This window comes from Salinibacillus kushneri (assembly GCF_900111405.1).
In the GTDB taxonomy this organism is placed as follows: Bacteria; Bacillota; Bacilli; order Bacillales; family Alkalibacillaceae; genus Salinibacillus; species Salinibacillus kushneri.
Genome location: NZ_FOHJ01000011.1, coordinates 44817 through 56913 on the forward strand (window position 1 = coordinate 44817; position 12097 = coordinate 56913).

The following is a 12097-nucleotide window of genomic DNA, read 5'->3' on the forward strand; positions in this document are numbered from 1 at the left end:
ATTTTTGATATTTATCAAGTATAGAAATGTAAAATCGACTCTCAAACGCTATTCAAATAATCGGATTTTGTCACTGAAAGTAGAAGGTTATGTCTACTTGATCGTAGAGCGGAAATCAACACCTATGTTTAACAGAGTCTAAAAAATGACCCCGCCTTTACCCAAGAGGGGTCAATACTCTTAATTAGGGAGGAATGGTGTCAAAACTGCTTGCTTCGTTCTTTAAACTTTTCCAGCAGTTCTGCCCCTTGAAATCCTTCTTGAATGAGCCCCTGCAGCATCTCCTCTACTTTTTCCTGTTTGCGATTCAGTAACGTACCCTTAAAAAGAACATTCATGGACTCACCAATTTTGTTTATGCCTACCATTTTGACCATTATTGTCGCTGGTTCATTAGACTCTTTAGATATTTTTACCTGTAAAACATATTCTCGCTTTTCATCCATCATTTGTTGAAAAAATGGTTTATATGAATCATTCATATAAGCTTCAACCAGCCAATGGTTCTGCTCATCCTCCCGATTAATAATTAAACCATCTTTTAAATCTATGGGCTTGTTTGTTAATTCATCGCCTCGCTTTTCTAAAACATCTAAAGATATTAATTTAAATGTTTTCATATGCACCACCTTTGTGCCCCTATTATATATCTTATCCTGGTAAATTCAAATAGAATCCTGTCTTTTTAAATATGTGATTTGCTGCAATTATGCAATATGATGTTTTATCCGATTTGATAATGGCTATATTAATTATAGTACGTGATAATAAGCTTACATAATTCATATTGTATTGTGAATGAACTTGTATCGAAAAATAGTAATAAAGGAGTGGATAAAATGATGTATGATATTGCCATTATTGGAGCAGGGCCCGCTGGTGCAAGTGCAGCCATCTTTTCAGCCAAGGCAGGAAAGAAAACCTTATTAACAGATTCGGGGAAAAGTATTACTAAAAAAGCATGGGTCAAAAACCATTATGGTGTTAAAGACATTGAGGGTCCTGATTTACTCGAAATTGGGATGCAGCAAGCGAAAGCAGTGGGGGCTGAATTAAAAACAGAGAAAGTAACCAAAATCGAAAATCATGGAAAAAATTTTCTTGTTCATATGGGACAGCATCAATATGAAGCCAAGCATATTTTACTGGCAACCGGATTGTCTGTTGATTTAGCAGAAGATATGGGGCTGAAGATTGTAGATGGACAAGAACCTCGCATTGCACGAAACATTAAAGTAGATCATGAGGGGAAAACCAATAAAAAGAACGTATGGGCAGCTGGTACTGTTGCTGGTGAGAGTGTACATACCATCATTACATCCGGTCACGGTGCAAAAGTAGCGATTAACATCATTAGTGAATTAAATGGCCAGCGCTACGTAGACCATGACATTATCCAAAGTAAAGATTAATAGAGGCTGTTTTCTAAAAGATTGTTAAATTCCCTATTATCGCTTTATTTCATATAACGTAACAAAAAGGAACCGACTGCATAAAAAAGCCTTATTCACAGTTCCTTCGTGAATAAGGCTTTTTTATCCATGTATTATGAGTATAATAGATACATATCATTATACTTGAATCATTTTCTGCTGAATCGAAACAGGCTTCTCTTCTGTTAAAGTTGCTATATATGTACTCAAAGGTCCTTCATATACCTTTTGTAGTAAACGAGTTGATCGATATTCACCAGGTGTTATAAGACCTAAAGGCTTATCCCACAGTTCTATTCCTGCCATTTTTAAAACCGTCGCCACAAATTGGGAACAGAAGTAAGCATATTTTCGTTCCAAAGATTTGCCGAACGGAACTGCAGCAATTCCCAGTAGATTATATCGGTAATCGTTTTTATTCTGCTTAAAATGACGAATCGTACGCTCAATTTTCTCCTTTTGTCTTTTACTTACTTGAAGCGCATATACTTCACATGTAGTATCCGGAAATTTAGCATAAACCCCATCTTGTATATTTTCTTTTACAAAACCAGCTCGTAGTGGATTACACGTTTTTTTCCTGCCAAAGCTATATAGTTCTGTTAACTCTTTATCTATTGAAATGGATACATGGTTATAAGGTTCCTTTGTATATAGTCCAATGGCCTGTGAAAAAAACGTTCCAGTCTTTGTTAATAATATGTATACGTTAGCCATTTCTAAGAACTCTCCTCTCCCTTTTAAAACTATACCTTATTCCTGAAATGATGGCTACTATTTTTTGCAATTTTTTCTAATTTTAAGTCTTGAGGAGTAGGTTATTCAAATCGCTAGTCTTATGACCATTTACTCTCTATCTGTATTCTTTCGTTTATCTTTTTTAATTTCCCTTACAAGAAGCGTAATAAAAGTAATGATTGTAAATAAGACAAAGAAATCCGGCTGAAAGCGACCATCCAGGAGATAACCCGATCCATAGCCAACTGCAATACCCAGAACAATAGAGATGATTATCATTTTCAACAGAGACATCTCTCTTCCCCTTTCATAGAAGTCATTCATCTTCTTCCCCTTTTATTTTCATCAATACAAAAGGAAGATATAATAAGAAAAACATTAGTAAAGCAAAAATCTCCAGCCAGAAAATATACCAAGGAAATTCTGGTAAATAGTCCAATATGCTGGGATTTACCGGCTTATGAGCCAAAAACATGTAGTTTGCATTTATCCACTGATTCAAGAAGAATATCACAAAAGCAATACCGTTTAATACCAGCATGGTTTTCCATACTGATTTAAGCGTAACCTTTTTTCCTTCAATTACAATCATATATAGAGAAGATAAAATGATAAAGATATGGGCAATAAAGAAGTGAAAATAACGATAATGGGGAAAATCATAAAATATTTCAGGAGTTATCAGGGCCTGAAGTGCACCGCCAATTCCTAAGAAATACACCATTTCAAACCATTTCGTTGAACGTGTAATAAGCATGATAATACTCATTAATAAAGATATTGAACACAGCTGTAAGGGTAAAGTTTCCCTTATATCCCAGTTGCCTACGATAATATACCAAAGATTTAAAGAACCTTCACTTAAAACTAAAACCATAATGAGTAGATTGCACAGCCATTTATCCATAACCGGATGACTTCGTATACGATGACGAAATACAACCAAGAGACAGCCTAACAAAGCTCCTATCAAGAGCATAAACAAGTGGGATGCAGAAAATAATGTGAAAGGATCTCCTGTATTTTCGTAGGAAAAATAGCCCTGGAACATATGAATGCCTCCACGTCTTTACCATTTACTTCATTTATTGTATGGGTATAGGATTGTAAAATTACTAGTTTCTTTCTACTCAAAAAGTATGACATATCATAAGATATTCGTCTATCTTTTTAGTAATAAAGGCGGTCCATTTCAGTTAGGCCTGTTAGGCTGTTTTTGAAAAGGGAATTTATTTAGAGAGACTACTAGGAATCAGGTTGAGAGGAAAATAAGTAATGTCCTTCTCGCGTGACTTGATAAGACAACTTCTCCAGTTTTTGCAAAATCCTTATTTCTTCTTTACTACTTATGGAATGGATTTGATTCGAACGAATGTAGTAGGGACTAAACTTCATCGTTAATACATCCCCTTCTATTTTGAGAGTAAGTAAGCCTGTTTCAGCCGTTTTTCCCTGGATATAATCCGGGAATAAAAAGTTTCCTAACGAATAAGCGATAGGCTTATTTTGATAATATTCAAATCCTTGTAATACATGAGGATGTGACCCAATTATTCCATCAGCCCCTTTATCAATCATTTTCCTAGCAAATTCTCGCTGCCAAGCTTCTGGACGTACATTCCCCTCAACACCCCAATGGATATACACAAATAAATAATCTGTATTTTTGCTTTCACGTTGAATCGTATTTAAGACCCGGTCCTGTTGGTATGCACTCGCTATTACAGGACCTTCTCCCTCATACCAGCGTACAGCTGGTAAGAAGCGAGAAAAACCTAAAAATTTTATCGTTCTTCCTTTTATTTTAACCTTTTGTGCCTGATAAGCTTTCTCTTTATTCATTCCAGCCCCAAAATAATTTAATTCATAATGCTTCAAATAATTGAGGGTATCTATAAATCCATCATCTTTATAATCCATCGCATGATTATTAGCCAAGGTGACCATATCAAAACCAGCATTTTTTATACCCGCTAATGCTTGGGGAGCTGCTTTAAAGTTATAGAGTTGAACGGTGTCTTTTTCCTTTTCCGTAGTGACAGCTGTTTCTAGATTAAGGATAGCATAGTCAACTTTCCCCACTTCCTTCCTTACATATCGGAAAGGATAATCGTAACCATGCTGCTGAATAGCGGTTCTTACAGAGCCATCAAACATGGTATCACCAGCAAAAGTAATATAGATAGAATCCTGAGGAACTAAACGTAATGGAGCATCGGGGGATGACATTGGGGAGATATCAAGTTCCTGAGTACTATGAAAAGCGTAAGTTTTCATGCTCACTTCCTGTTTCAGCACAAGAATACACCAAATAAACAGTGTAACAAAGATAAAGACAAAGCCAATACCTAAAATCCATAACCTCTTCATAAGGAGCTTCCTTTCCAGGACAAATCCAACTTAAAGGATCATTCCCCTGAGTTTTTCTTATTTCTGATATATGCAGAAAGGAAGATTCATAGAAGTCACCATAAAAGGTTATGTAAATGGCGTATACGAAAAAGAAGCGGGGCCTGTTTACCGATATAACGTATCAACTAAACTGTAGGATCTATAGAATATATAAAGAAACACGATGAACAGAGTCAAATCGATATTGACTTTGTTCAGAGGTAGCTGGGATGTGAAGCTGAACATAGCCTTCCTGAAATTTCAAACACAGAGTTCCCACTTTATCATGTTAAACACTTAAAAAAGGATGAAATACTTACCATTTCATCCTTCAAATCTTTTCATTTTGGCTGTGTTAAAGCTTATTGTTGATTTTTTGCCAAGTTGGTTGGAACGGAAGTGCACAAAACTCCTCCGGGAAGAGCCATATACAGGAAACAGCGCTGGCCTATGCTATCCTAGGGAACCCCCGGATCGCACGCAGAAAGCGAGTGCACTGGAGCGGAAATCAATACCTATGTTTAACAGAGCCTTCATTTTAAGCCTGTTTATCCTTTGTTTGTTTATGGATATTCCACAAACGATAAATATGCTGCACAATCACCTTTCCTACAGCATAAAACGGGATAATTAAAATCATACCAAGTACGCCAGCTAAATTGCCCCCGACTAACACTAATAAAATGATGGTTAGTGGGTGTACATTTAACGACTTACCCATCACCAGTGGTGAAATTAAATTACTTTCAGCCTGTTGGGCAACAACCATTACAATAATGACATACACAGACATCATTGGATCCTGGAACCACCCCGCAATAACAGCAGGGATAGCAGCAATAAATGGACCTAAAAATGGTATAACATTTGTAACCATGCCAAATAAAGCAAGGAGTAACGAGTAGTCTAATCCAATGATTAAATAACCGATAAAAAGCACGATTCCAACAAATGAACTGACGATTAACTGCCCTTGAATATAACTGGCGATGGCTTTATCCATATCACGAAATACTTCCTTGATTTGGTGCGCTTGTGATTTAGAAAAATAACGGGTCACATTCGGAACAAATTTTTCCTGATCACTAAGTAAATAGAATAAAATAAATGGAACAATAACTAATGAGACGATGAAGCCCACAACGTTACCTAATACCTCACCAAGATAAGTACCTGTTGACATCAGAATATCTTCGAGACGGTTGCTTACGTAATCAATCGCATTCTTCGCATATTGAGGCAGCAAATCCTGATTGGTTTGCCAATAGGTAATTCCTTGTTCCACTACATCGACCATCTCAGGTATATTATCAATCAGGTTTGAAAATTGTTGATGTACGACTGGTGCAATCACAGAGATAATGAAGGTTAAAAAGCCAACAAAAATTAGATAAAGGAGAATAATCCCTATTTTTCTTGGTACCTTCATTCTTTCTAACAAACGAATAAATGGACGGAATAAATAAAAGAGAATACCACCCAGTAAAAACGGCGCAAATAACGTTTGAAAGAAAACCACCAGAGGCGTAAAAATAAACTGTACTTCATTAATCAGCCAGATAATCGTTAAAAATAAGATTATACCAACACTAATGCGAAACCATTTTGTTTTTGTTAGTTCCATAGTAACCTACCATTCCTATTACAAAATTTTCTTATCTATTATCTTATCATTATTGCTATATTTTTCATTATATATTCTTAAAAAATTTCACAAAAAAATTGTTCGAATCCATAATGTTATTCCCTTCTATACGTATAACAAAACAGGTATCAAAATGTAAACAAAAACGAATGGGATACTTTTTCATAAACGATGAAACAAAAAGACCAGAACCCTTAGAGATCTGGTCTTACGTGGAATATATTATTCTTGTTCAACGTTTAAATCGTCTAAAACTCCCTGCATCTGTTCATTCATCGCCAGTCTAAATTTGAGTTCAACCCTTCTTGATTGATCCATATCTTCCTTTCCATCTACCAGTATTGGATGGCTTTCCGATTTACCAATAGCAGAAATTTTTTCCCGTAAGACATCCTTATGAGGAAAATCACCAAAATCATCACTCAGGATATAACTCACAATACTCAACGCACGAGCCTGTGAGAGCTCTAAATTATACATGTAGCTTCCATCAGAATCCGTATGTCCTTCTATTAATATAGAGTCAACTTTATCCTGATTTTCTTCATTTAACAAAACAGATGTATAAACAGGAATAATTTCCTGCAGCTGCTGTTTAAACTGGGATTTTAAAATCGCTTCATCATAGTCAAATAGTAAATCACTATCAAATTTTATTGAGCCTGACTCCTGGTCGATTTCTACATCTACACCTTCCTGCTGAAAAGCTTTTGATAGCTGTTCAATCATCCCCCGCTCATATCCAACCAGTGAATCAATTATTTCTTCTTTTTCCTGTACTTCTTTTTCTTTTCCCTCAATTTGCTGCTGTTTTGTAAACATAAGCGTAATTAAAATCAATAAAATCACCAGCAAAATAGTTGCTAAAATATCCGTAAAAGCTGGCCAAAAATTCCCTTCTCGCGTACTTGCTTTAAATAAACGATTATATTTGGAATTCATGGCTGACCATTCTCCCTGGTTCCAATGGTACGAACGGATTGTCTCATCCGCTGATCCCAGTCATCTATACGATTTCGAATGTCACCAACAGCATGAATGACCTCACGATTAGCGTTTTGGCTCGACTCAATGTGGTTGTTAACATAATGGTTTACAGCTGAAAATTGACGCTCAATAGCTTGATTGGTGTTCGATACAAATTGCTCAAATTTTTGGATACTATTATCAAGATTTTTTGTTAAAATAGTGTCTAAATTACGAAATGCATCATTCATTTGATTGTTAAATTCATTCATCACTTGTTTCAATTGATTCACTTGGTCCTGATTGCTCTGCTTTAATCCATCCTTCACATCACGGATAAGCTGATAAGACTGCTGAATAAATTCACGATTGGATTTATCCGCTTGCTCAAAGCCAAATTTCATATCTTCAAATTGTCTTCGAAGCCCTTCATTATGTGAGGAAAAGGACTGAATCTCATCCCGTAGTCGATTTAATTCCTCTTTTTGACTCTGATAAAATTTCATAAACTCCTGCTTTTCTTGATCTAACTGGGTATATTGATTTTGCAGACGCTCAAAATGACTCTCTAAGATCATAACATTTTCAGCAAACTTTTTTGTCACCTGCAGCAATTGATCAAAGGAACGATCCTGTAAGACATTTTTAATGGTTTCGGTTGCCTTACCCACATTCGTAATGTAATTTTGATTTTTTGCTTCCAGCTGTTCCATACTATAAGCAACCTTTTCCAATTGATTAACGTTTAAGTTGTAGAAATCAGCCATTTTCTGATAGGTCTGCCCCATTTTTTCATCGACGTGTTCCATATAGTCTTTGCTGTCTGATGTTAATTGCTGGATATGGGCACTTGTATCCTTCACAAACGAGGAAACATCCCCTGATAAACCTCTTACACTTTCATCTATGCTTTTAATCGAGGTTTCCTGATTCTCAAGCTGCTGTAAGAATTGAGTGAACTGATTATTAATATGGTCCATACGTGAATTAAACGAATCAGATGCTGCTTCTAAGTTATCAAAAATCCGATACAACGTCTCAGTGCTTTCCGAGAATTTTTCGTTGTAGTCCCGCATATTATTGGAAGCCCGCTCCATTGTATTAGAAAATTCATCCAGTTCATCAAGGCTCTGATGCATGTCGGTAATGGCATCTTTTACCTGTGATAAGGAATCGACCATCCGGCTTTCCCATGTATGCTTTCCATAAGACTGGAGTAGATTTTCCGCCTTTAAGGTTAACTGGAGCATTAAATGTTCAGCATCCCAATTTCGATGGACAAAGGTAATAAGTAATGAAGCTGCTATTCCGCAAACACTTGTATAAAAGGCTGTATAGATTCCATCTAATACATTTTGAATTGAAGATTGCATGTTCGCTCCATTTATATCAAGCCCGGATAAGGCACTAATCAGTCCAACAAAGGTTCCAAAGACACCAATTAAAATTACTGTAGACCCCGAAGACTGAATTCGTTTAATCCGACTTAAAATACTCGAAGAATGGTATGGGGTCGTAAACCTGGACATATACGCTTCTACAAAAGCCTGCACATCGATATGATTATCCTCTTTTTGGTTGGCCCTGTCATATTGTTGTTTTAAACCTTGCCAGAATTCACTGTCCTCTCCTTTTTGATCAGCTGCATCTAATTGGCTTTTTAAAAAAGTAAAAATGGTTCGATTCTGCCAAATCACTCGAACAGTCACAACTGTCAAAAATACGAAGGTAATGACAATAATCATTCGTGCAAAATCGTTACTAGCTGGTAAAAAGTCAAACAAGTACATCCCCCCTTATAGCTGAAACATCGAAGAGTTTTCTTTATTCAACTTATTAAAAGCTGTACAAGTTTAGAACAGGAAACATGAGATTTACAGCTCATGATCTCTTTGGCACCACTTACCAAGCATAATGACAAGTCTATTTTAGAAAATAAGGATATGAAAAAATTATGGTCTATAAGTATGTTTTGGCTCATTCTTCTTTTACCAATTAACGCTCTTGCTGAGGAAGAAATGGTGTCCGTAAAATTGGTTAATTTTATCCAGGACTCTGCTAAACTTGAAATCCATTTACAAGGGGATTATACAACATTAACTCCCTTGATTAGTCTTGAAAAAGGAGGGAAATATACACTTCTCGTTAAAAAGGGGAAATTATTTCTTATAGATGATCACGGAAAACATAGGCTCCCAAAATCCATTACACTCATTCCCAAATCCTATGAAAATAACCTAATATATATAAACGATCGCCCTTATCAGGGAGCAATGGAGTTTTCCATTGAAAAAGGAAAATATATTCGACCTGTAAATCAACTTTTATTAGAAGATTACTTAAAAGGAGTCGTCCCATTTGAAGTATTCTCTACCTGGAATCTGGAAGCCCTGAAAGCGCAAAGCCTGGCTGCGAGAACCTATGCATTAATGCATCTGAATGGAGAAAAACAGATGAATGATACCATTCAATTTCAAGTTTATGGCGGATATTCTACCTTTTCAAAAACCAACCAGGCAGTTGAAGAAACAAAAGGAGAAATAATTACCCATAATGGGAATCCGATTACTGCTTTTTATTCAGCAAGCAATGGTGGATATACAGAATCCAATGCTAATGTGTGGGGCGGAGAAGCAATTAACTATTACCCTGTCAAAAGTGATCCATATGACCCGGAGCGACCTTGGAAATTTACTTTAAACAAAGAACAACTGCCAAACAACAGCTTTTTTTGGGCTTGGTATTCACCCGACATTTGGTCCCACTTACAAGCAAAGGACGAAGAAATCACGAAAACCATGGAGAAATGGATAGAAAAAAAAGGCTATCAGGACGTAAAAATTCTTGCCATTCCCCATTTTTCTATAGCGGAAAAAAGGAATGAATCTAACCGTTCTGTGAAAGGCTCCATTACGATTTCCTTTATGCATCGTATCTTAGGGATGATGATGGTAGATGAAATTTCATTAGAGGATGTTCCCCTGTCAAAAATTCGTCCGATGATAGGTGGATCTATTTTTAAGAGCTATTTAATCACCTCAACAAAATCAACGGAAAACGCCTATATTATCAAAGGAAAAGGATATGGACATGGAGTTGGAATGAGTCAATGGGGAGCACAAAAGATGGCTGAAGCTGGTAAAAACTATAAGGAGATTATTGAGTTTTATTTTCCTGGTACAGATATTACGCAGGTGTATAAGAAGTAAGTCAACTAATCCAAAAAGGGTCGTTCAGTTTTGGAGTACGAACATTAAAAATACAATATAAATTGAGCATTGAATTACAACGCAATTTGAATTTGATGCTCTTTTTTTCATTGTTAAATCAATATCCTTTGTAATTAGGACAGTTTTTTTACGCACTAAAATGTAACCAAATTTGCAAATCTAAAATTATGATTATACAACTGCAAAACCACGAGCAAAATCCAATGTGATATGGCGCTACAAAATAGAACAAATTCTTTATTGAAAAAGGGATGGTTAGCTTAATAAGGATTGATGTTTCTTTATAAACAAATTATATTCTTTAGTAAATTGTTCTGCTTCTTCTAAGAAAGGGTAATGGTTACTTTTCTCAAAGATAACTAACTTTGAGTTAGGTATTCCTTCCTCCATTTCGATGGAGTATTTTACTGGACACTGGACATCATATCTACCACAAAGTATTAAAGTGGGAGTTGATATAAACTCCAGCTTTTTCGTTACATCATATACCTGCAATTCTCGGCTGAAAAAGTCCATACGAATGGCTGACATTCCTTTACTTATGTTTTCAGAAAAAAGTTCATCATATTTTTCGGGATCAAATAATGACAGTTTCGTCCTTTCAACTTTTAGTTCTATTCTTCTTTTTGAATGTATGTCTAAACGTTTTAAGGTTTCGTTCAGTTCTTGCATTCTGGTAAATTCAGAATGTTTAGGATTATAAATACAATCTTTTGAGAATGTCATATATTCTCTTGCAGCAGCCCCGACAATCACATTGAAATTTAGAGAATTCGAAAAGTATATTCCATAGATTATGCCTAACATCCCTCCAGTTGAATGACCAGCAAATCCCCACCTTTCAAACCCTAATTCTTCTCGAATAGCTTCTATATCAAATATTGTCTCCAAAAAACTTAGCTGATAAGGTTCTTTGGCTTTCTCTGAATGACCTGCTTCTCTTAAATTTATCAAAAATACTTTATAAATGTCTCTGCAAAATAATCCCCTGTTTGGTTAAATTCTGAATAATGATGGGTAACACAAAGTGGTTCTCCTTCACCCTTCTCAAATACTTCGAATACCCCACGTGATGTTTTAAGTAATTTCCTTCCCCATTTTTCCATCAAATCTTCCCTTTCTTATTAAACAATTCTGCTTCTTTACTTTATTATAAAAGAGCTGACTCCTTCTTGAAGAATAGACCAGATCGTTAAGTAAGAATCCTTTTCTTTTGTTTATCCTAATCCGAAAAAATGAGTCCCAAATAATGTGAAAAATAATATAAAAATAAATGCTAATTGACTAACTGTTAATTTGTAGGCATTTCGGTTTTCAGCATATTTCCACTCCATAATTGCTCTAGCTACTTCAGTCCCAATAATAAGTAAAAACATCAAAAACCATGGTTCAAAAAACCAAATGGAATTCATAGGAAATCTAGAGACATTAACAAAATAGCCGATAGTTAGGAGGGCTATGAACGTAATCCTAATCGTCCAATCTATTTTTGAATGTTTCTCATGAACATGGTTATATGAAAAAAGTTTCTTTCTCTCAACTTTTAGCCATTTTCTCATTACCGTATGAAATAAAGCTAACAGTAATAATATAATAGTTAATATTAACACTAACTTGAGCCAAAAATTGGGTCCTAAACCATACATAAATCTCCCCCCCTTATTCTATTAAAAACCAATCTTTGCTTAAATGAA

Annotated in this window: 11 protein-coding genes and 1 pseudogene; 2 read left to right on the forward strand and 10 right to left on the reverse strand. The window is 35.5% G+C overall.

The annotated features are described in order from the left end of the window. Nucleotides 1–200: 200 nt before the first annotated feature. On the reverse strand, nt 201–620 hold the full coding sequence (locus BMX63_RS14280) for a YwpF-like family protein (protein ID WP_093136874.1): 420 nt from the start codon (nt 618–620) through the stop codon (nt 201–203). A gap of 222 nt (nt 621–842) precedes the next feature. Here BMX63_RS14280 and BMX63_RS14285 point away from each other — a divergent pair, with 222 nt between their 5' ends. Beyond that, nucleotides 843–1412, forward strand: a complete 570-nt coding sequence (locus BMX63_RS14285; RefSeq protein ID WP_093136953.1) for an FAD-dependent oxidoreductase — start codon at nt 843–845, stop codon at nt 1410–1412. Between the two features lie 159 nt (nt 1413–1571). Here the strand turns inward: BMX63_RS14285 and BMX63_RS14290 are convergent, their stop codons facing one another. From BMX63_RS14290 to BMX63_RS14320, 7 genes are all read right to left on the reverse strand, one after another. Then, nucleotides 1572–2150, reverse strand: coding sequence for a hypothetical protein (locus BMX63_RS14290; RefSeq protein WP_093136876.1), 579 nt, complete (start codon nt 2148–2150; stop codon nt 1572–1574). Nucleotides 2151–2279: 129 nt separating this feature from the next. Further along, the gene (locus tag BMX63_RS14295) at nt 2280–2450 is read right to left on the reverse strand and encodes a hypothetical protein (RefSeq protein ID WP_220083836.1); all 171 of its coding nucleotides are present in this window, start codon (nt 2448–2450) and stop codon (nt 2280–2282) included. 37 nt (nt 2451–2487) lie between these two features. After that, a complete protein-coding gene (locus BMX63_RS14300) occupies nt 2488–3222 on the reverse strand; it encodes a YwaF family protein (RefSeq protein ID WP_093136879.1) in 735 nt (244 codons plus the stop codon). Nucleotides 3223–3416: 194 nt separating this feature from the next. Continuing rightward, nucleotides 3417–4541 (reverse strand): CapA family protein, encoded by a 1125-nt coding sequence (locus BMX63_RS14305; RefSeq protein WP_093136880.1) that lies wholly within the window; start codon nt 4539–4541, stop codon nt 3417–3419. 559 nt (nt 4542–5100) lie between these two features. Next, nucleotides 5101–6186 (reverse strand): AI-2E family transporter, encoded by a 1086-nt coding sequence (locus tag BMX63_RS14310; protein WP_093136882.1) that lies wholly within the window; start codon nt 6184–6186, stop codon nt 5101–5103. Nucleotides 6187–6429: 243 nt separating this feature from the next. Beyond that, nucleotides 6430–7149, reverse strand: a complete 720-nt coding sequence (locus BMX63_RS14315; RefSeq protein WP_093136883.1) for an OmpA family protein — start codon at nt 7147–7149, stop codon at nt 6430–6432. After that, nucleotides 7146–8957 (reverse strand): MotA/TolQ/ExbB proton channel family protein, encoded by a 1812-nt coding sequence (locus tag BMX63_RS14320; RefSeq protein WP_177167329.1) that lies wholly within the window; start codon nt 8955–8957, stop codon nt 7146–7148. The genes BMX63_RS14315 and BMX63_RS14320 overlap by 4 nt, the downstream gene beginning before the upstream one ends. Before the next feature lie 108 nt (nt 8958–9065). Here BMX63_RS14320 and BMX63_RS14325 point away from each other — a divergent pair, with 108 nt between their 5' ends. Then, on the forward strand, nt 9066–10382 hold the full coding sequence (locus tag BMX63_RS14325) for a SpoIID/LytB domain-containing protein (RefSeq protein WP_245732842.1): 1317 nt from the start codon (nt 9066–9068) through the stop codon (nt 10380–10382). A gap of 276 nt (nt 10383–10658) precedes the next feature. Here the strand turns inward: BMX63_RS14325 and BMX63_RS14330 are convergent. Both BMX63_RS14330 and BMX63_RS14335 read right to left on the reverse strand, forming a co-directional pair. Further along, nucleotides 10659–11509, reverse strand: a pseudogene (locus tag BMX63_RS14330) (alpha/beta fold hydrolase). Nucleotides 11510–11620: 111 nt separating this feature from the next. Further along, nucleotides 11621–12049, reverse strand: coding sequence for a DUF4181 domain-containing protein (locus BMX63_RS14335; RefSeq protein ID WP_093136887.1), 429 nt, complete (start codon nt 12047–12049; stop codon nt 11621–11623). Nucleotides 12050–12097: the final 48 nt, after the last annotated feature.